Below are 22,572 nucleotides of genomic sequence, written 5' to 3'. Positions count from 1 at the left end.
TGAATAATAAACAAATTTATGATTAATTCAAGCGAGTTGTACCATCATTGATCAATTTTGGTGTGACAAATATCAACAGCTCTTCCTTATTGTTATTGCGCACATCTTTACGGAATGCACGGCCAATGTATGGTAAATCGCCTAAAAACGGCACTTTGTCCACATTGTTGTTAGTGCGGTTTCTAAAGACCCCACCCAATACCACCGTTTGACCATCTTCAACGATCACATTGGTTGAGATAGAATCCTCGGAAATAGCCACCTGATTGTTGATAATAGTCGGCGTACCATTAGTAATAAGTAACTGCAGACCAATTTTGCCATCAGGGGTAATATTTGGCGTCGCCTCTAAACTCAGTGCCGCTTCTCTAAAACTGGTTGTAGTTGCGCCGCTCGCTGAGGCTTCCTGATAAGGAATCTGGGTGCCAGAAGAAACTTTTGCGGTTTGCTTGTCGGCCGTCAAAACTTTCGGGGTTGAGATGACTTCACCGCGATTGTCCGCTTGCAATGCTGATAGTTCAAGATCAAGCATCACATCAGATAAACTTAATAGGCCAAAAGCGATACTACCGGCTGGATTATCCACCCCTAAATCAACGTTTAAGTTATCAGGACGGCTGATGTCATATGAAGGATAAGAAACCGTTTGTCCATTGACAGTCGTGGTTTCTACGTCAAAATCTTTTAAGTCCCACAAAGTTTGATCACTACCACCAACCAACAAGCTACGATTATTGGCTGCACCATTCGATAAGATTCCCCAGCGAACCCCAATCTCTTTACTAAAGCTGTCAGTGGCACTAACGATACGCGCTTCAATCATAACCTGACGCACAGGGATGTCAATCTTGCTAATTAAGGTACGAATATTTTCAATGCTATTTGCCACATCTTTGACAATCAAGGTATTGGTACGCTCATCAACTGTTACCGTACCACGATCCGACAACAACGTATTATTGTCATTTCCACGATTTGTAAGTCCGCTCGTGCCCCCTATACCGCTACTACCAGATGAGCCACTTCCTTGAGAAATCAAAGTCAGGACATCTTGTGCTTTTGCATAGCTCAAACGAATATATTCAGTACGTAATGGCGCATAAGATTGAACAGCTTGCTGCGCTTCAAGCTCACGTGCTTCTTGTTCAGCGAGTTCAGTAGAAGGCGCAACCAAAATCACATTACCATTTTCGCGCTTGCCTAGATTTTTACTTTTTAGAATAATATCGAGTGCTTGATCCCAAGGCACGTTGATCAAACGCAAGGTGATGTTACCAGCGACTGAATCACTCGCAACGATATTCATCTCGGTAAACTGTGCTAAAATATCTAACACGCTGCGAATTTCAACGTCTTGGAATTCCATGGACAGTGGCTCGCCGCTGTATACTCTCTCCTCAAGTGTCGGCTCACGTAGCAGCTCAGGCTTGCTAATACTAATATTTAACTGATTGCCCGATTGGTAAGCTTGATACTCGTAATCATCAGACATGTTGATAGTGATGACGCCATTTTGTCCTTGGTTTTTAGTATCGATGCTACTCACCAGACCACTATTAATATTTAATCGACGTAGCAAGTTTCTTGGGACCGTACTGCCTGTTAAACGTACGACAAGCTTATTACCTTGGCGTTGTACATCTACCGGAATGGCTTCGTTGGCAAGTACCATGCTGACGTTACCGCCACCATCATTACCTGCCGAAAAATTGACCGCGCTGAGACCATCATAGCTGTATTGCTTACTCACTTGTGCCGAAGCAAGTTGTGGGTTCAACAGTGGATTAACTCTGACTACCATCGTATCGGCTGGTACTTCGTTTTCTACCACGACTGTATTATTTGTACTGACAGCCGCAACAGGAACCGTACTAGTCTCGACGATTGGCGTAACGACTGCAGTGGTGGTGATGCCGCTAGAGTTATTAAGGACATCTTGTACAGGGTCACTAGTAATCACTGGACGATCAGGATCTGTAATGGTCAGTAGTAGCTCGTTACCCTCAATCGCTGTTGTATAATTGCCTGATTGCTTGAGGCCAACGATAAGACGCGTCGTACTGTCGCTACTCAACGTGGTGACATCATTGACCATACCAATGTTGTATTCGTTGAAACGACTGGCAAGACCGTTTTGTACTTGTTCAAAGTCTAATACCAAGCGGCTAGGATCATCAAGCTGGTAGGCTGCAGGCAATACTGGTAAACCTGTGAACCCCAAACGCATTTGTGTCACTGCTGGTGCAGTTTGCACTACAGACACATTATTGATGCGCTGTGCAGCGTGGGCGCTACTACTTACTGCCACCATGCTGACTGCCAGTGCTGAAATGGCAAAAGCAGAAGAAACGCGGTTGCTCATCATCATTACCTTGTTATTGCGTACTGTCATTATTTATTCCTCAAAAAATCTGCCGACTTAGCTTATAGGGGATACCAGCGACTGGGGTTTTTCAATAAACCCAGCGCGGCTGTCTGGCACAATTTCAATCAAATTGATCTGGGTCGGCGTGATTTCAACAATACGGCCGTCATTCAATCCAAGATAATCACCCACCTTCACACTAGCAACTGAACCATCAGGACGTTGTACCAATGCGTATCGCTGACCTTCAGGCGACACTACTACGCCTCGAAAAACCAGCTGCGATAACTCGTATTGTTCAAGTGGTTCTTTTACACGTGTAATATCTGGGCGCACGCCATCAATAGAAGTGGTAGGACCCTCTACATTCACCAAGCTCGGTGGTAAAAACGGGCTGCGCTGTGAGCTTGCACTATAGACGAAGTCTTCTACTAGTTCAGCTTTGGGTGGTGGTTCGATAGGCTGCGCTGGCTGGTTACGGATGTCAGTCATCGCTTGCTCTGCCATACCGATACGATCCGTACAGCCAGTCATCGCTAGCACTGAGATACTTAAAGTCAACAGCATGGGTAGTTTTTGCATACTCATTAGTTACCTCCTGCATTTGCATCAGTAGCGGCGGCATCACCTGCAGGAGCCGTTTCATCTTCAGGAGTCGCTTCTTTTGAACGATAGGTTTTGGTTTGCAAGACTAGATTAAGCTCAGGTAAAACATCTAAGCTCGGTTGTGGATTACTCACCTCAAAATCGTGCATGGTGATAATACGAGGCAGTGCTGCAAGGCCACTGATAAAACTACCAAACTGATGATATTCACCTAAAGCAGCAATGCGAATCGGCTGCTCAATGAAAAATTCATTTTCAATCTCAGGTTCGACAGAGATGTCTTGAAAACGAATATTACTACCGACACCTGTCATATTGATACCTTCTACCAGCTCTGACACACGCGTATCTTTTGGCAACTGGTCTAACAAGGTATTAAACTCCGTTTCCATCTGAATGACCTGTGCTTGATAGGCTTCTAGGTGACGCGCGCGCGATTCCTTTTCACGATAGCTTTCAAGCAAGGTCTGTTGCTGACTTTCAGCAGCATTGATCTCGTCGATTTTACTACTAATCGGTAGCGCCCATGATAGGGCCGCTATAAAGGTAATAATAAGACCTACCACCGTCACCTTCACTGGTAGCGGCCAGCTGCCATAATTTTCAGAGTCTAGTGACTCAAAACTGCGACGAAATTCATTAAGATCAAACTGCTTCTTTGGTTTTGAAGCAATTTTTTTGGTCTTAATTAGGCTTTTTTTACGGACAAGTTTCATAACTCCCCTCCCACACCATCTTCCGCAGGGACAGGCGTTTCTGATTGTACTTTAGTCGTCACTACGAACTGTACATAACTGTCTTCAGGATAGACTGGACGCGGTGTCTCACCAGCCTTAGTGACGGTATTATTCAGTACAGGGGCCGCTTCATAAGCGCTAATGTTCTGTTGAATATTGCTAACTGCTGAATTACCCATCCATTTACTGCTGTCCAAATTACGTATCAGGCTAGATACAATATTTGGGTTATCAGCCAGACCAGTCAATGTTAATACATCGCCTTCGCGTTTGAGATTGGTTAGATAAAGCGCTGGTGGAATCGCTCTTGCCAGATCATCCCACAAACGTACTGGTACAGGACGCCGACCTTGCAAGTCTTGAATGACCTGCATACGTGAGATAATATCTTCACGGCGCTGCTCTAAACTGTCAATCTCAGTCAATGCGGTGTCTAAGCGTGCATTTTCTTGTTCAATCAAAGCATTAGCATCAAGCTGTTCATCAAGCTCATTGTTAAAATAGCTCCATGAAGCAAAGGCCGCTAATAAGGTGAGCAAAGTCACCGCAACGATCAGAGTCATAAACTCTTTGTTACGACGCTCGCGCTCCTCTTGTCGCCAAGGTAAAAGGTTAATACGAGCCATTAGTCAAAGCTCCTTAACGCAAGACCGCATGCAGCCATTAATCCTGGCGCGTCAATGGTCAATTGCTCATTATCAATATTAGGCGCAATGGTCATATTGGTAAACGGATTGGCAACACTAACGCTCACACCAAGTTTTTGTTGTGCCATCCCAGCGAGACCTGCAATGGAGCTACTACCACCCGCAAGTACCACGTGGTCAATACTACTATACTGACTTGAGGAGAAGTAAAATTGTAAGGAACGAGTGATTTGCTGAATGGTATTTTCTATAAAAGGGGTCAAAACTTCAGGATAGTAGTCATCAGGCAATGTGCGCTCACGTTTGCTCAGCGTTGCCTCTTCAGTTGACAACCCATACCGGTTTTGAATCGCTTCTGTTAACTGAACACCACCAAACAATTGCTCGCGACTATAAATGAACTCACCATTTTTTGCGATATATAAAGTGGTTTGATTATGGCCGATATCAACCAAAGCGACCAGTTCTGGCATATTTGGCAGATTGTCTGCCATCAGTCCAAAAGCGCGCTCTATTGCATGTGACTCGATATCCATAACCTTGGTTTGCATACCACCAAAGGCCAACGCATCAACACGCTGATCAACGTTTTCTGAGCGAGAGGCCGCAAGCAGTACTTGTACCATATCCTCACTCACTAAAGATGGACCTAGCACCTCAAAATCTAAATTGACATCTTCTAATGGATAAGGCACATACTGATCAGCATCCAAACGTATTTGTGCTTCACGCTCAACATCGCTTAGCATCATATCCATATCAATAATTTTGGTGATGACGGCAGATCCTGATACGGCCGTTGCAGCATTGCTGCCCGCAACTTGGCAACGTCTTGCTAGACTCGCTATAATGTTGCCAACCGCCTCTGTATCAACTAGGAGTTTGTCGACGACTACACCTTCCGGTAGTCTCTCAATACCGTAGGATTTTAGGTGGAACATGCCTTGTTGACGCTGTATGTCCACTATTTTTACTGAAGTGGCACAAATATCCACACCAATCAAATGTCGACTTTTCGAAGTAAATAGCCTCACAAACTCTATACCTTATATTAAGTGTACAATCTGATAGTTATTTGTAATAATTGAATACAATACTTTACTTAATTGATAGATTCAAGCGTTTAAAAATATATTAAGGCCTACTTACACATTTATTATGACCTGTTGATTTTGTTCAAGGTATAATAAGTTATCCGCTACAAATTCTAATTAATAAGTCTTATTATGGCCAAAAAAAATGCTACCGCTCGTCTCATTCATTTCTTGGTGGGACTTTTTGTCGCTTGCCTAGCATTGGCAGTTATCTTAGCACTTGCTGTACCTATTGGTTTTTATGGTATGGCGATGTATTTATCGCCAACTTTGCCAAGTATTCAAGAGATAAAAACTGCCAATTTAGAAATGCCATTGCAGATTTATAGTAGCGATGACAAATTAATCGGCCAATACGGCAATCGTTTATCGTTACCAGTCACATTCGATGAAATTCCTGAAGATTTGACTCATGCTTTTTTAGCGGCAGAAGATGCTTCTTTCTTTCAGCATAGTGGTATTAGTATTAAAGGTCTTGGGCGCGCGGTCACTGAAGTTGTGACTGATGATGACAGTCAGACTGGTGGCTCCACTATTACGATGCAGGTCGCCAAAAATTACTTTTTAAGTCCTGAACGTACTCTAAATCGCAAACTGACAGAGCTGTTTGTGGCGCGAAAAATGGAAGATGAGCTTAGCAAAAATGAGATCCTTACTCTCTATGTCAATAAGATTTATTTGGGTGAAGGCGCTTATGGTATCCGCGCTGCTGCCAAAAAATACTATAGTAAATCACTAGATAATCTCACCATTGCTGAAATGGCAATGCTTGCCGGTTTACCGAAAGCCCCTTCTAAATACAATCCTGTTGCCAATCCTAGCCGCGCGTTGACTCGGCGCAACTGGATTATTGGCCGTATGCATGAATTGGGCTATATCACAAAAGCTCAGTATGATGAGGCCGTTAACTCCCCCGTAGGCATCAAACTATATCAAGAAAAACTCGACGTTAATATGCCCTATTTGGCAGAAATGACGCGTGCGACTCTAGTCGAGCGTTACGGTGAGCAAGTGATGCATGGTGGTTGGCGTGTTCGCCTGACTGTTGATAGTAAGGCACAAACCGATGCAGAAGCGGCCATATTAACAGGCTTAGTAGCTTATGAGCATCGTCATGGCTGGCGCGGTGCAGAGGCAAATGACGAGCCTCTCGAAAACTTTCAGCGCTATAGCAATATGTCTCCTGCCAAAGTTACCAAAGTCAACTCTCGTAGTTTTGAAGCGACATTACAGTCTGGTGAAAGTGTAACGGTCAATTGGTCTGGCATGAGCTGGGCACGCAAATACATCTCTGCCAATCGTATCGGTTACTATCCTAATAATGCTAGCCAAATAGTCAGCAAAAACGATATTGTCCGCGTGATACCTACCGCAAATGGTAATTGGCAGCTAGGGCAAATACCCAAAATACAAGGTAGTCTGGTTTCATTAAATCCAGAAACTGGCGCGGTCAATGCATTAGTAGGCGGTTTTGATTTCAAACATAGTAAATTCAACCGAGCCTTACAAGGATGGCGCCAACCTGGCTCAACCATCAAACCATTGGTCTATACCGCAGCTTTGGAAAAAGGCTATCATCCAGACAGTATTGTTTCAGATCGCCCTATTCAAGTAGGCGACTGGAAACCTAAAAACTCTGATGAACGCTTCTTAGGTGACATTACCTTACGTCGTGGTTTGTATTTATCTCGCAACTTGGTTTCTATCCGTCTCCTACAAGCCATTGGTATTTCTGATGCGCGCAATCTATTAGATGAGTTCGGCCTAGACAAAGAAAAACTACCAACAACTTTATCGTTGGCTCTAGGGGCAGGACAAGCAACCCCATTGCAAATGGCAACGGCGTATTCGACCTTTGCCAATGGTGGTCACCGCGTACAACCTTACTTTATTGAGCAAATTTATAACTATAAAAATGAGTTATTATTTCAGGCCAATCCACTTCAGGCTTGCGCCTTATGCTTCAATGAGCAACTTGAAGCGGTTAATAAAAACCTGATAGAAGAATATAATAAATCATTAGAAGACGACAATAGTACTACTGATAAATCAGCTACCGAAAGCACAGAGTTAGAAAATAGTAAAAATGTAGAAGAAACGGATGAAGTTGTTGACCTTACTATCTATGACGCTGGTCCACAATCAGATCGCCTAAAAGCACCTGTCGTACAATACGTAGCAGCCAAACAAGCACCAAGGATATTAAAGCCTAGAGTGGCATTTGAGATGGCAGATATTTTACGTGATGTGGTGCAGCGTGGTACAGCAGTACGAGCAAAAGCCTTAGGCCGTGATGATATTGGCGGTAAAACCGGTACAACCAACGAAGCCAAAGACGCTTGGTTTGCAGGGTTTCATCCTACCAATGCAACGGTTGTATGGATGGGGTTTGATCAGCCAACATCTATGGGTCGCCGAGAGTATGGTGGTGTGGCTGCCCTGCCCGTCTGGATGGACTTTATGAAAGCTCAGCTCAAAGACACGCCAAACCAATGGGTGTCTATCAATAACCGCTCAAAATCTAAAAAGCAGCAACAGCAAATTATAGAAATGACCGATGATGGTATTATAACTGATGATGACGACATCTCTGATAATAGCGCACCAGCAAAACCGGTCAAGACTCAAACTCAGCAGCGTAAGCCGACCCTACCTGAACCAACTACAGATACTAACAACTCAGCAGTAGCTCAAGCAAACAATAGCCGTAGTAACGATAGCGTGCCGCAAAACCCTTTATCGGTCACGCCAGTTCAGCGTATGCCCCCGATGCCAGAGTAATCTACTGGTATCTCTAGCTACCGATATAAAAAAAGGCTTGTTCAGTCATCGCTGAGTAAGCCTTTTCTGTAGATATTATATTTCAGATATACTCATCCTGCTAAAACTCAACCATCCCTGCACGTAGTTGCTCGATCAGCTCTAAAAGCTGATTACGCCATTCTCTTATCGTTGCCTCATCAGGTAACCATTGATTTGACAAAGTAACGACATTCACAATAAGGTCGGGCGCGGCTAAATCGCTACTTGGTTTTTCATCCACAACCGTATCTGGTGGTACCGCATAAAGACAACGCTCATAAGCGCGCTCTATATTTGCAATAAAGCCTTGCTGCTGCAATTGCTGCAAGCGCTGAATCTCAGGAGATACCTGCGTGCGCTCGCTTAGTGCTTGCTCAATATCTGACAAGGTTGGCGAGGTCATGTTTAGACTATAAAAATGACCCAACTCTTGAATAAATGCCAACAATGCCCCGTATAAATGAAAAATAGCCGTTTCACAATGAGCCTGATATAGCTGCTTATCATTGGTGCTGCCTGCTGCTTGACAAGAGAGACGGCAGAAATAGAGTTTTTGATTGGTACGATCTGCTTGATATTTGGCAACGCGAGTTTTACCTGCCATGTGCGACTTATCCTTCTATAGATAGTAAATTGAGGCTTGTTTTCCAGTGTACTATTTTTTTAGATAATAGCACCATGCCTTTCTCAGTTTTTATACACACAAAAAAGCCAGCGACTTAGGCTGGCTTTTTCTGAATTGAAAATGAATCAAAAATATTTAATACAATTAATTATTTTGATTTAGCTCTTGAGCGAAAGCTTCATCAAAGCTTGCAAAGTCTTTGCTATCAGTGCTTGCAGTCATATCAAACGCTGCATTTAGATCACTGTCTTGTAGCTTCTGATCCGCTGTCTCTTTGCGTGCCTTGTGATAAGCAAGACCCGTACCTGCAGGAATCAAGCGACCAACGACCACGTTTTCTTTCAGACCACGTAGCTCATCCACTTTACCAGTCACAGCCGCCGCCGTTAGTACACGGGTTGTTTCTTGGAAAGACGCCGCTGAAATAAAGCTTTCAGTTGCAAGACTTGCCTTAGTGATACCTAATAATTGACGCTCAAACTGTACTGGGAATTTGTCTTCCGCTTCTAGTTTCGCATTCAACGCTTTGATATCTGCATACTCAACCTGATCACCTTTGAAGTGGCTTGAATCGCCGCCATCAGTGATTTCAACTTTACGCAGCATCTGACGAATGATAACTTCGATGTGCTTATCGTTGATTTTTACACCCTGCAAGCGATAGACGTCCTGTACTTCGTTGACGATATAATCAGCAAGTGCCGTCTGGCCTTTCAAGCGCAAGATATCATGCGGGTTTTGTGGACCATCTGCAATAATCTCACCACGTGCTACCGTCTCGTTTTCAAAGACATTGATTTGACGCCATTTTGGAATCAGCTCTTCATGCACTTCACCATCTTCATTGGTAATAATGAAGCGGTTCTTACCTTTAGTCTCTTTACCAAAGCTTACGACACCTGTCATTTCTGCCATAATGGCATGATCTTTTGGACGACGTGCTTCAAATAGATCAGCAACACGTGGTAGACCACCGGTAATATCTTTTGTACCAGAAGAGGCTTGTGGGACACGGCCTAGAATCGAACCTGCTGCTACTTTTTCACCATCGCTCACGCGAATGATCGTTTCAGCTGGTAAGAAGTAAACCACTTCTTTGCCTTCGTCAGTGTTCAAGATAATAGCAGGACGTAAGTCTTTTGCTGAACTTGAACGGTCACGAGTCGCTAGAATCTCAAACGAGCTCATACCAGTGGCATCATCAACCTTAACGGTCGCCGTTGAACCATCAACGATATCACTGAAACGTGCTGTACCAGCAAATTCTGTGATAATTGGATGGGTATGCGGATCCCATTTAGCGATGGTTTGACCGCTTTCAACCTGCTCTTCGTCTTTCACAAGAACGCTTGAACCGTACGGTACTTTATAGCGCTCACGCTCACGGCCAAGCTCATCAGTCAACGCGATTTCAGCTGAACGCGATACGATGACTAAGTGACCGTCAGTATGCTGTACCGTTTTCATGTTTTCAAAATGCGCTTGACCAGCATTACGTACAGAGATGCTATTGTCCACAGATGCTGAACTCGCGGCCCCGCCCACGTGGAACGTACGCATGGTCAACTGAGTACCTGGCTCACCGATAGACTGAGCGGCCATAACACCAACTGACTCACCGATGTTCACTTTATGACCACGTGCAAGGTCACGACCATAACACTGTGAACACACACCATGCTCAACATCACAAGTAATAACTGAGCGTACCCAGATATCATCGATCGCGTTGCTATCAAGGACGTTAACCCAATACTCGTCAATCAAAGTACCGGCTGGAACCAATACTTTATCAGCATCATCGTTATACGTCACATCACGTGCAGTTACACGACCAAGTACTAGCTCGCCTAATTTCTCAATGATTTCACCACCTTGGATATGTGGCTTCATGAGTAGGCCTTCTTCAGTACCACAGTCATCACTCGTGATCACCAAATCTTGCGCCACATCAACTAGGCGACGAGTTAGGTAACCTGAGTTAGCTGTTTTTAGTGCTGTATCCGCTAGACCTTTACGTGCACCGTGAGTTGAGATGAAGTACTGTAGTACCGTCAAACCTTCACGGAAGTTCGCTTTAATCGGAGTTTCAATGATTGAGCCATCTGGTTTCGCCATTAGGCCACGCATACCGGCCAACTGACGAATCTGTGCTGCACTACCACGAGCACCAGAATCCGACATGATAAAGATCGAGTTGAATGATTTCTGCTCGTCTTCTTCGCCTTGCGCATTGATGACTTTATCTGTTGCCAAGTTATCCATCATCGCCTTAGCGACTTTGTCATTGGTACGTGACCAGATATCAACGACTTTGTTATAACGCTCACCAGCAGTTACGAAACCTTGCTCGAACTGATCTTCGATTTCGCGAACTTCGCCTTCTGCCACTTCGATAATTTGCTTTTTCAGTGGTGGAATAACCATGTCATCGATACCGATAGACACGCCAGATAGCGTCGCTTGTGCGAAACCAAGATACATCAATTGGTCAGCAAACATAACGCTTTCTTTGACGCCAACTTTACGGTAGCAAGAGTTGATCAAACGAGAGATATTTTTCTTCGTCATCTCTTGGTTACACTCATCAAACGTCATACCTTTAGGCATGATGTTCCAGATAAGCAAACGACCAGCAACCGTATCTTTAATACTGGTTTCTTTGGTCTCGTTACCGTCTTCATCAATTTGCGTCTCAGTGACACGCACTTTGATCTTCGCGTTTACATGTAGGTCGTTTGAACCAATTGCACGCAATGCTTCATTAACGGTCGCAAAAATCATGCTCTCGCCTTTGGCATTGATCGACGAGCGACTGATGTAATATAGACCTAGTACAACATCCTGTGATGGTACAATGATCGGATCACCGTTCGCAGGTGACAAGATGTTGTTGGTAGACATCATCAACGCGCGTGATTCAAGCTGTGCTTCTAGGGTCAATGGCACGTGAACGGCCATTTGGTCACCATCGAAATCGGCGTTGAATGCAGTACAAACAAGCGGATGCAACTGGATGGCTTTACCTTCGATCAATACTGGCTCAAATGCCTGTAAACCCAAACGGTGAAGTGTTGGCGCACGGTTAAGAAGTACTGGATGCTCACGGATAACCATGGCCAGCATATCCCACACTTGTGGCTCTTCACGCTCTACCATCTTTTTGGCAGCTTTAATCGTCGTTGCCAAACCATGAGACAATAGTTTGTTATAAGTAAATGGCTTGAATAATTCTAGCGCCATTTTCTTAGGTAGGCCACACTGATGTAGACGTAATGTTGGGCCTACAACGATAACCGAACGACCAGAGTAATCGACACGCTTACCAAGTAAGTTCTGACGGAAACGACCTTGCTTACCTTTGATCATATCTGCCAGAGATTTCAATGGACGCTTATTACTACCAGTGATGGCACGACCGCGACGACCGTTATCAAGCAACGCATCCACTGACTCTTGTAACATACGTTTTTCGTTACGTACGATGATGTCAGGTGCGCTTAGCTCAAGCAGACGTTTAAGACGGTTGTTACGGTTGATTACACGGCGATATAGATCGTTTAGATCTGACGTCGCAAAACGGCCACCTTCTAGCGGTACTAGCGGGCGCAAATCTGGTGGTAGTACTGGCAAGATATTCATTACCATCCACTCAGGCTTGTTATTAGAATCACGGAATGCTTCTAATAATTTAAGACGCTTAGACATCTTCTTAAGCTTGGTCTCAGAACCTGTTTGCGGAATCGCTTCACGCAGCTCATCAATCTCAAGATCCATATCGATATCTTTCAATAGGTCTTGGACAGCCTCAGCACCCATCTTGGCAGTGAATTCATCGCCAAACTCTTCAAGTGCTTTGTAATAATCTTCATCATCAAGCAATTGATACTTCTCTAAAGAAGTCAGACCAGGCTCAGTCACGATATAGCTTTCAAAATATAGAACGCGCTCAATATCACGCAATGTCATATCTAGCAATAGACCGATGCGGCTTGGTAGTGATTTTAGGAACCAAATGTGCGCCACAGGACTAGCTAGGTCGATATGACCCATACGGTCACGACGGACTTTAGCAGTGGTGACTTCAACACCACATTTTTCACAGATAACGCCTTGGAACTTACGGCGCTTATATTTACCACATAGACATTCGAAGTCTTTTACTGGGCCAAAGATTTTGGCACAAAAAAGACCATCACGCTCAGGTTTGAACGTGCGATAGTTGATGGTTTCAGGTTTTTTTACTTCGCCGTGTGACCATGACTTGATGACGTCAGGTGAGGCCAAAGTAATTTGAATGCTATCAAACTCTGTATTACCGTTGCCGGTAGGGCTTTGCATGATATCGAGTAAATCTTTCAAGTTGCTTCTCCGTTATCTTTATAATCATCTGACAGCGTACCATTGACGCAGATAAGATGAATGAAGGCAATGAATAGGGTTGAGACAAATCACTAAAAGCAGCAGCAATAAAGCAGACTGCCTTTAGTGGACAACTAAGTTAAACAACGGGCTAGTTGCTTTGTTTTAACTCAATATTAATACCCAGTGATTTGATTTCTTTGGTCAGTACGTTGAACGACTCAGGCATGCCTGGATCCATATACTGCTCACCATCAACGATGTTTTTGTACATACGAGTACGGCCTTCAACGTCATCCGACTTCACCGTTAGCATTTCTTGCAACGTGTACGTCGCGCCATAAGCTTCTAGTGCCCATACTTCCATCTCACCAAAGCGCTGACCACCAAACTGAGCTTTACCGCCGAGTGGCTGCTGCGTTACTAGAGAATAAGAACCCGTTGAACGCGCATGCATTTTGTCATCAACCAAATGGTTAAGCTTGAGCATGTACATGTAACCAACGGTTACTTTACGGTCAAACTTCTGACCTGTACGACCATCATATAACGTCTGCTGACCATCGCGATCCATACCAGCAAGCTCAAGCAGATCTTTGACTTGGCTTTCTCTTGCGCCATCAAATACCGCTGTACCCATTGGGACACCGCCACGTAAGTTAGCTGCTAGCGCCATGATGTCGTCATCATTCAAGCTATCAAGATCAACTTGCTCACCGCCAACTTGGTTGTAGATTTTATCCAAGAAGTCGCGTAGCTCTTTGATTGCTGCTTGAGATTTGAGCATACCGTCAATCTTCTCGCCCAACCCTTTCGCTGCCATACCCAAATGCGTCTCTAGAACCTGACCAATGTTCATACGAGATGGTACACCAAGCGGGTTCAATACGATGTCAACGGTATTACCATTTTCATCATAAGGCATGTCTTCAACTGGCATGATGCGCGATACAACACCTTTGTTACCATGACGACCAGCCATCTTATCACCAGGCTGAATACGACGCTTAACCGCTAGATATACTTTAACGATTTTTTGTACGCCATGTTGTAAGTCATCACCAGCAGTCAATTTACGTTTTTTCTCAGCAAACTTCACATCGATGTCTTTTTGCTTATCAACCAAGTAATCAGCGATTTGCGTTAGACGCTCAGAGATTTCTTCTTCAACTGGTTGGATATCAAGCAAGGTCTCAAGGCTCATATCTTTCATATCAGCCAATGCCATAACTGTACCCGCTTTTAGACCAGCACCGCCGCTGACTTTTTGGCCATCTAATAGATTACCAATACGGCCACGTGCTGCTTCTTCAAAGATACGTAGCTCTTCTTTCAAATCTTTGCGATAGCTATCAAGCTGCGATTTTTCAATCGCTCTTGCGCGTGCGTCTTTTTCAACGCCATCACGGGTGAAGACCTGTACATCGATAACCGTACCTTTACTTGAAGTTGGTACGCGTAGTGAAGTGTCTTTTACGTCAGCCGCTTTTTCGCCAAAGATAGCCCGTAGTAGTTTCTCTTCTGGCGTTAGTTGTGTTTCACCTTTTGGCGTCACTTTACCAACTAGGATATCACCAGCGTCAACTTCAGCACCGATATAGACGATACCTGCTTCATCAAGACTTGATAGTGCTGCTTCACCAACGTTTGGAATATCAGCAGTGATCTCTTCTGTACCTAGCTTGGTATCACGAGCCACACAAGTCAATTCTTGGATATGAATAGTAGTGAAACGATCTTCTTTAACTACTTTTTCAGAGAGCAAGATTGAATCTTCGAAGTTGTAACCATTCCACGGCATAAATGCAATGCGGATGTTCTGGCCTAGTGCTAGCTCACCAAGATCCGTTGAAGGACCATCAGCCAAGATATCACCCAAAGCAATCTCGTCACCTTGGTTAACGATGATACGTTGGTTGATACAAGTGTTCTGGTTAGAGCGCGTGTATTTGATCAAGTTATAGATATCGATACCCGCTTCACCAGCAGTCATCTCGTCTTCGTTTACACGAACAACGATACGCGATGCATCAACATCTTCAATCACACCGCCACGCTTAGCAATAACACAGACACCAGAGTCACGAGCAACGTGACGCTCCATACCAGTACCTACCAATGGCTTATCAGCACGTAGCGTAGGAACAGCCTGACGCTGCATGTTCGAGCCCATCAAGGCACGGTTAGCATCATCATGCTCTAGGAACGGAATCAAACCTGCTGCAACCGATACTACCTGACTTGGTGATACATCCATATGTGTCACCTTTTCTGGCGGCATACGAACAAATTCACCATAGCTACGTACACTGACCATTTCGTCAGATAACGCGCCATCTTCAGTCATCGGAGAATCAGCCTGTGCAATAACAGTACCTACTTCTTCGATTGCTGATAGATATTCAATAACATCAGTCACTTTACCATCAACCACACGGCGATATGGCGTTTCTAAGAAGCCAAAGCTGTTGGTTTTAGCAAAAGTCGCTAGTGAGTTGATCAGACCAATGTTTGGACCTTCAGGAGTCTCAATAGGACATACACGGCCATAATGGGTATCATGTACGTCACGTACTTCAAAGCCTGCACGTTCACGAGTTAGACCACCAGGTCCTAACGCTGATACACGGCGCTTATGGGTAACTTCAGACAACGGGTTGTTCTGATCCATAAACTGTGACAACTGGCTTGAACCAAAGAATTCTTTAACCGCAGCCGCTACTGGCTTAGAGTTAATCAAATCTTGCGGTGACAAGTTGTCTGATTCTGCTGAGCTTAAACGCTCTTTTACGGCACGCTCAACACGTACTAGACCAACACGGAATTGGTTTTCTGCCATTTCGCCTACTGAACGAATACGACGGTTACCAAGATGATCAATATCATCGACATCACCGCGACCATTACGAATCTCGATAAGCTCTTTTAGAACGTTAACGATATCATCGTTGGTCAATACACTGCGTTCACGCTGGATATCAGGATCATCAGTGTTATCAAATTCTAAACCAAGACGACGGTTGAATTTCATACGACCGACATTTGATAAGTCATAACGATCTGCGTTAAAGAACATGCTCTCAAACAGTTTTTCAGCAGTTTCGACCGTTGGTGGCTCACCTGGACGCATTACTTTGTAGATTTCGATCAATGCTTCTTCACGGCTTGATGTACTATCAGCACGTAGCGTATCGGCAATATAACTACCTTGGTCGATATCGTTGGTGAATAGAATGCTGAACTCTTTGATGGCACCACTGGCTTCAAATGAGTTCAATTTAACCAATAACTCGTGGTCGATTGGCGTGTTTGCTTTAGCGATGATTTCATCATTAACGACGATGTCTTCTGCTAAGATACGCTCGTATAGATACTCATCAGGCACAGCAATTTTCGTCATTCCTGCTTCTTCAAGCTGACGGATACGGCGTGCGTTGATACGTTTGCCCTGCTCTACGATAACGTCACCTTCAGGTGATACGATATCAAACTGAGCCATTTCGCCACGTAGGCGATCAGCAACGAGATCAATTTCAAACGTCTCTTCAGCTTTATAAACAGCCACTTTATCAAAGAACAAATCTAGAATTTCAGATGTGGTCAGACCAAGTGCACGTAAGATGATAGAAGCCAATAGTTTACGGCGACGGTCAATACGAGCAAAGACTAAGTCCTTTGCATCAAATTCAAAGTCTAACCATGAACCACGGTAAGGGATGATACGCGCGTTATAAAGCACTTTACCACTTGAATGCGACTTACCTTTATCATGGTCAAAGAACACACCAGGTGAACGATGTAGCTGAGATACGATAACACGCTCAGTACCATTAATAATGAAAGTACCGTTAGCAGTCATCAAAGGCATCTCGCCCATGTAAACGCTTTGCTCACGGATATCTTTGATAGCGGCTTTGCTATCTTTATCTTTGCTATCTTTATCTTTGATGATCAAACGGATTTTGACACGCATCGGCGCCGCAAACGTTGAACCACGTAAGATACACTCACGCTCATCAAATTCAGGCGTACCTAAATAGTACTCAACAAATTGTAACTCGGCGTTACCAGAGTGACTCTCAATTGGGAAAATAGAGGAATACGCAGCTTGCAAACCAGTATTCTCACGAGCTTTTGGCTTTTTGTGCTCTTGCAAAAATTGCTCATAAGAATCTACTTGAATAGACAGTAAATAGGGAACGTCCATTACAGTGGGCAATTCAGCAAAACTTTTGCGAATACGCTTTTTTTCAGTATAAGAATATGCCATCGAGAGTCCTTACAGTAAACGTGGAAACAAATTAAAAGCGTGGCCAGTATGCATAAATACGATGCACACTTAGCGACGTAAACGATAATATAAAACGGATTTTCGTGTTCAGTTCATGTTTTTTCTTTCAATTACTACTTTACTCATCAGTGCTTACCTAGCACACTTCACTTAATCTCGTCGTTGCTTGCTAAATTCATGGTAAGTGAATCAATCTATATGACTGTTGCAACCAAAAAATTCAATATTATATAATCTATAATGCATTGCCTATGAGGCTTAATTTACAAATACATTGCTGGAAAATAACGTCTATTAAGATTGCATATAAGCCACTTGCCATCTAGACTGCTTATTACCGAACTATGTTCCCTACACATGCAAACTGTCTATAAGACTTAATATCGACAGTCATGCCACACCAAGTAGGCAACTTATGATCACCAGCTTTTTCAGAATACCGCTTTTTTCAGGATTAATAATCGGGGTAACTATAACTTTAAGAATCAGTATAAACTATAGTGTTGATAGGAAAGCATGCAGACACAAAAAAATGCCAAACATCTACAGACGTTTAGCTGATATTAACTGATTTTAAAAACTGGTATGTGTACTTGCATGTATATCGTCTGTCCTTTTGATGGGTATCCACCGTTAATGCATACGTATGTTGGCAGACACAAAAGGTCAAGCTACGAATTATAATAAAAAAAAGCTGGCAATGCAAGGCATTACCAGCTTTTTTTCTGTACAGTGTTAAACTTATTTTAGTTCAACAGTTGCACCAGCTTCTTCAAGTTTCTTTTTCAACTCTTCAGCTTCAGCTTTAGATGCGCCTTCTTTGATTGGAGCTGGAGCGCCTTCAACCAAATCTTTCGCTTCTTTTAGGCCAAGACCAGTTGCTTCACGTACGGCTTTAATTACGCCAACTTTCTTGTCGCCGAAGCTAGCAAGAACTACGTCAAACTCGTCTTTTTCTTCAGCAGCAGCAGCGCCACCAGCAGCAGCAGCAGGTGCAGCAGCAGCAACAGCAGCAGTTACGCCGAATTTTTCTTCCATATCGCTGATTAGCTCAACGATATCCATTACTGACATTTCAGCGATTGCGTTTAACACATCTTCTTTAGATAGTGCCATGAGAACTCTCCGTTATCTGATAAAAATTAATTGATTTTAATATCGCTTTGATCGTTTGCCAAATATACAAATAGAATTGGCAATACAGTACAACCAGCGATGTCAAAGTTACGTTAAAACAAGCAATTAAGCAGCTTCTTTTGCGTCTTTGATTGCCGCTACAGTGCGAACGAACTTGCCAGGAACAGCATTCATAGTCTGGACAAGCTTGGTCACTGGTGCATTCATAGTAGCCATCAAGATAGAGATTGCTTCGTCGCGAGTTGGTAGCTTCGATACGCGCTCTAGCTCTTCTGGACCATAAACTTCACCACCGACTGATACTAATTTGGTCTCTAAAGCTTTGTTATCTTTGCTAAAGTCGAAAACGACTCGTGCTGCAGATCCCAAATCTTCCATAGAGAAAGCCAAAAGTAGTGGACCAGTCATACGGTCTGACATGCTCTCAAACTTAGTGCCTTCAAAAGCGCGTTTTGCAAGGGTATTTTTTACCACTTTCAAAACAACACCTTTATCACGAGCTTGTTCGCGAAGCTTAGTAAGCTGTGCAACACCAATTCCGTGATACTCGGCAGCTACTGCTGAGTAAGCATTAGCAGCAACTTCAGACACTTCAGCCACAACTTGTTGTTTTTGCTCTAGCGTTAATGCCATAAGTTGACTCCTTTAATCTTATCAATCTGCTTATCATAAAAGCGCTGAAAATCGAAATTTCCGCGGGCTTAAACTTTAAGCTGGGACTGACTTGATACGACACATTACCAGCGGATTCAATTAATGAAAAAAGCATCTACTGATAACGACTGATTACGGCACCGTTATCAGAATGACGTTGAGTAATAGTTTGAAGGTTATATAAATAACCTTACCGCCCTATTCGCTCGTGTCTTAAACTGTGTGGGCCACCGTCTGCGTAGGACAACTAAGATTTTCATCTGTCGTCGATTAACAAAAGTGACTCAGTATCATATTTAACCATTCGAAAATTGCTATCTATGACGCTAAACCACTCTCTACCTACGGTCTTAGACAGCGTAGCAAATACTACGCTGACCTAATTTTTAAATATAGTGTGTGCTCATCATTCAAAATACTTGAAGTTCAAGTACTCAAAAATAGAGACTTTAATTATTTTGCAGTACGATAAGGAACAGCGTCAATCGTTAGACCAGGGCCCATCGTGCTAGACAAGGTGATTTTTTTGATAAAAGTACCTTTAGAAGTAGCAGGCTTAGCACGCTTTAGATCAGAAAGAATCGCTTGCGCGTTTTGCTCGATTTGCTCAGCAGTGAAACCAACTTGGCCGATAGTTGCATGGATGATACCAGCTTTATCAACACGGTACTGTGCTTGACCTGCTTTCGCGTTGGTCACAGCTTCAGCAACGTTTGGCGTTACCGTACCAACTTTTGGGTTAGGCATTAGACCACGTGGGCCTAGGATCGTACCCAATTGACCAACAACACGCATTGCATCTGGAGCTGCGATAACAACATCAAAGTCCATGTTGCCGGCTTTGATTTGTTCTGCTAGGTCTTCAAAACCAACGATGTCTGCACCAGCTTCTTTAGCGGCTTCAGCAGCAGCGCCTTGAGCAAATACAGCAACGCGTTTGGTTTTACCAGTACCAGCAGGTAGGTTAGTTGCACCGCGAACGACTTGGTCAGATTTACGTGGGTCAACGCCCAAGTTTACTGCAATGTCGATAGACTCTTTGAATTTCAGCGCTGGCAAATCGTTTAGGATTTGAACGGCTTCTTCAAGAGTGTATTGCTTTTCGTTATCAACACGGCTTTGGATTTCTTTTTGACGTTTGGTTAGCTTAGACATTATACACCCTCCACGGTAATACCCATTGAACGTGCAGTACCAGCGATGGTACGAACAGCAGCGTCAAGATCAGCTGCAGTTAAGTCTGCATTCTTAGTTTTAACGATTTCTTCTAGCTGTGCACGGTCGACTTTACCGACTTTAGCAGTGTTCGGTGTACCTGAACCTTTAGCAATGCCAGCAGCTTTACGTAGTAAGTACGCAGCTGGTGGTGACTTCATGATGAAGGTAAAAGATTTATCGCTGTATACTGTGATCTCAGTTGGGATCGGTAGACCTGGCTCTTGGCCTGAGGTCGCAGCGTTAAATTCTTTACAGAACGCCATGATGTTCACACCTTTTTGACCCAAAGCTGGACCAATCGGTGGTGAAGGATTTGCTTTGCCTGCAGGCACTTGCAGTTTGATGTAACCATCAATCTTCTTAGCCATGATACTCTCCTAAATGGGTAATAGCGCCAAATCAACGTGGTATATACCTAATTGACTAACAGCTCCCCGGTTGATGAATTTTTTGCTGATTTAGTCTAGTTTTTCAACTTTACTAAATTCAAGCTCAACCTGCGTAGGTCGATTAAATACGTTTACCGTTAGATGTAGTTTAGACTTCTCATAATCCACTTTTTCTACCAACCCTTTAAAGTCAGTAAATGGACCATCGATAACCAACAACTCTTCGCCTGGCTCAAATAGCGTTTTAGGACGTGGGTCAGTCTCAGTTTGATTCAAACGGTTTAAAATGCGATCAGCTTCTACTTGCGTAATCGGTGCAGGCATCTCAGGCGTACCGCCGATGAAGCCCATAATACGCGGACAGTCTTTTACGATGTGCCAAGTATTATCGTTCATCTCCATCTGGATCAATACGTATCCAGGAAAGAACTTACGCTCACTCTTACGTTTTTTGCCGTCTTTCATTTCGACGACTTCTTCAGTAGGAACCAGTACATCACCGAATAACTCAGTAAAGTCACTACGGTTAATACGATCAGTTAATGAACGTTGTACTTGTTTTTCATATCCTGAAAACGCTTGGACAATATACCAACGCATATCACGCTCCTGATCATTATAAATAAGTCGTTATAAGTAAATCTCTCGTTAATAGTCGCTAATACGCGCTATTAACCGATAAAGATACCAACGAACCAATTAAAAAAGTTATCTAATAACCAAACAAAGAACCCAGCAATTGCAATCACAACAATGACTTGCCATGTATATTGAAAGGTTTCGTCTTTACCTGGCCATGTTACTCGGCGAAGCTCAACACCTGCGTCTCTTAATAATATTTTAAAAGCACGGCCTTGATGCGTCATTGCCAAGCAAACTAATGCAAATACAATAAGTGCGACAATGATACCAATACGTACCCAGACGTCGTTGGCTGGTTGCCAATAGCCTGGTAGATATTGATTAACTAGAGTCGCACCGATCAAAACAATTGCGGCAAGTAGCCACAAAATCAAATCTTTGATTGAGCCAGTCTTAGCAACTTCAACAGCAGAAGTACCGTTCGCTGAGATGTGCTTATCTTTAGACAGCATTCCACCAGCAACCGCCTTGGCATCAGATAACTTAGTCTCGAGGTTATCTTGATTATTGCTCATAAAGAACTCGCTTCGGAGATGGTGGGGTACAACAAAGATGAGATAAGAAGATGGCAGGCGATGTAGGACTCGAACCTACAACCCTCGGTTTTGGAGACCGATGCTCTACCAATTGAGCCAATCGCCTATGGGTGTAAAGGACAGCATTATACAATATTTAGCATAGAATGCAAGCCTTTGGCGGTAAAATTGTTAATTTTTACCTGATATTGCATTTACCAAAAGTCACTATATTAATTATAGGCTTTCTCATTATGGTTTAGATTAACCATACATGTTAAATGCAGCGCTAATATAGCAAGCTATGCGGCAAATTACAATACAGTATACTATAAATAAATAACTAGTATTAAAAGAACCATTTTGCTAAATCTTAGATCTAATTCTGTATCCGCCCTTATTCAACACCCAAAAAAAAGCCACCCTACTTAGGATGGCTTTTTTATGACTAATTCATAATCTCATTACTGAGACTTAAGTCTTAGTTC

The 22,572-nt window shown here is 43.4% G+C and carries 15 protein-coding genes and 1 tRNA gene; 1 reads left to right on the top strand and 15 read right to left on the bottom strand.

What is annotated here, in order from left to right:
* Window positions 1-22 precede the first annotated feature (22 nt).
* From pilQ to pilM, 5 genes are read right to left on the bottom strand one after another with little or no spacing between them, the layout of a single operon-like run.
* Window positions 23-2,392 carry a type IV pilus secretin PilQ gene (pilQ, locus tag BTW00_RS06150; RefSeq protein ID WP_075106692.1) on the bottom strand — a complete coding sequence of 790 codons (2,370 nt, stop codon included), beginning with the start codon at window positions 2,390-2,392 and terminating at the stop codon, window positions 23-25.
* 27 nt (window positions 2,393-2,419) lie between these two features.
* On the bottom strand, window positions 2,420-2,953 hold the full coding sequence (locus BTW00_RS06145; protein WP_058025948.1) for a pilus assembly protein PilP: 534 nt from the start codon (window positions 2,951-2,953) through the stop codon (window positions 2,420-2,422).
* Window positions 2,953-3,687: a type 4a pilus biogenesis protein PilO gene (locus BTW00_RS06140; RefSeq protein ID WP_075106691.1), complete on the bottom strand. Its 735-nt coding sequence runs from the start codon at window positions 3,685-3,687 to the stop codon at window positions 2,953-2,955. The genes BTW00_RS06145 and BTW00_RS06140 overlap by 1 nt, the downstream gene beginning before the upstream one ends.
* Window positions 3,684-4,334, bottom strand: coding sequence for a PilN domain-containing protein (locus tag BTW00_RS06135; RefSeq protein ID WP_075106690.1), 651 nt, complete (start codon window positions 4,332-4,334; stop codon window positions 3,684-3,686). Before BTW00_RS06135 ends, BTW00_RS06140 begins: the two co-directional genes overlap by 4 nt.
* Window positions 4,334-5,389: a type IV pilus assembly protein PilM gene (pilM, locus tag BTW00_RS06130; RefSeq protein ID WP_075106689.1), complete on the bottom strand. Its 1,056-nt coding sequence runs from the start codon at window positions 5,387-5,389 to the stop codon at window positions 4,334-4,336. Before pilM ends, BTW00_RS06135 begins: the two co-directional genes overlap by 1 nt.
* 192 nt (window positions 5,390-5,581) lie before the next feature.
* Here pilM and BTW00_RS06125 point away from each other — a divergent pair, with 192 nt between their 5' ends.
* A complete protein-coding gene (locus tag BTW00_RS06125; protein ID WP_075106688.1) occupies window positions 5,582-8,230 on the top strand; it encodes a penicillin-binding protein 1A in 2,649 nt (882 codons plus the stop codon).
* A gap of 100 nt (window positions 8,231-8,330) precedes the next feature.
* On the opposite strand, the gene BTW00_RS06120 is transcribed toward BTW00_RS06125, so the two are convergent.
* The 10 genes from BTW00_RS06120 to BTW00_RS06075 all read right to left on the bottom strand — a co-directional run bounded on the left by BTW00_RS06120 (window position 8,331) and on the right by BTW00_RS06075 (window position 22,211).
* Window positions 8,331-8,855 (bottom strand): DUF6586 family protein, encoded by a 525-nt coding sequence (locus BTW00_RS06120; RefSeq protein ID WP_075106687.1) that lies wholly within the window; start codon window positions 8,853-8,855, stop codon window positions 8,331-8,333.
* A gap of 165 nt (window positions 8,856-9,020) precedes the next feature.
* A complete protein-coding gene (rpoC, locus tag BTW00_RS06115; protein ID WP_075106686.1) occupies window positions 9,021-13,238 on the bottom strand; it encodes a DNA-directed RNA polymerase subunit beta' in 4,218 nt (1,405 codons plus the stop codon).
* Between the two features lie 151 nt (window positions 13,239-13,389).
* Window positions 13,390-17,508: a DNA-directed RNA polymerase subunit beta gene (rpoB, locus tag BTW00_RS06110; protein WP_075106685.1), complete on the bottom strand. Its 4,119-nt coding sequence runs from the start codon at window positions 17,506-17,508 to the stop codon at window positions 13,390-13,392.
* 762 nt (window positions 17,509-18,270) lie between these two features.
* On the bottom strand, window positions 18,271-18,645 hold the full coding sequence (gene rplL, locus BTW00_RS06105; protein WP_058025420.1) for a 50S ribosomal protein L7/L12: 375 nt from the start codon (window positions 18,643-18,645) through the stop codon (window positions 18,271-18,273).
* Window positions 18,646-18,771: 126 nt separating this feature from the next.
* A complete protein-coding gene (gene rplJ, locus BTW00_RS06100) occupies window positions 18,772-19,299 on the bottom strand; it encodes a 50S ribosomal protein L10 (protein ID WP_057761724.1) in 528 nt (175 codons plus the stop codon).
* Between the two features lie 474 nt (window positions 19,300-19,773).
* Window positions 19,774-20,475: a 50S ribosomal protein L1 gene (gene rplA, locus BTW00_RS06095; RefSeq protein ID WP_075106684.1), complete on the bottom strand. Its 702-nt coding sequence runs from the start codon at window positions 20,473-20,475 to the stop codon at window positions 19,774-19,776.
* Window positions 20,475-20,906: a 50S ribosomal protein L11 gene (rplK, locus tag BTW00_RS06090; RefSeq protein ID WP_058025423.1), complete on the bottom strand. Its 432-nt coding sequence runs from the start codon at window positions 20,904-20,906 to the stop codon at window positions 20,475-20,477. The genes rplA and rplK overlap by 1 nt, the downstream gene beginning before the upstream one ends.
* Window positions 20,907-20,996: 90 nt before the next feature.
* Window positions 20,997-21,527 carry a transcription termination/antitermination protein NusG gene (gene nusG / locus BTW00_RS06085; RefSeq protein ID WP_075106683.1) on the bottom strand — a complete coding sequence of 177 codons (531 nt, stop codon included), beginning with the start codon at window positions 21,525-21,527 and terminating at the stop codon, window positions 20,997-20,999.
* Window positions 21,528-21,598: 71 nt separating this feature from the next.
* A complete protein-coding gene (gene secE / locus BTW00_RS06080) occupies window positions 21,599-22,084 on the bottom strand; it encodes a preprotein translocase subunit SecE (protein ID WP_075106682.1) in 486 nt (161 codons plus the stop codon).
* Between the two features lie 51 nt (window positions 22,085-22,135).
* Window positions 22,136-22,211, bottom strand: a tRNA-Trp gene (locus BTW00_RS06075).
* Between the last annotated feature and the right edge of the window lie 361 nt (window positions 22,212-22,572).

The organism is Psychrobacter sp. C 20.9 (genome assembly GCF_001921765.1).
Classification (GTDB): Bacteria; Pseudomonadota; Gammaproteobacteria; order Pseudomonadales; family Moraxellaceae; genus Psychrobacter; species Psychrobacter piscatorii_B.
This window is presented reverse-complemented; position numbering and strand designations above follow the sequence as displayed.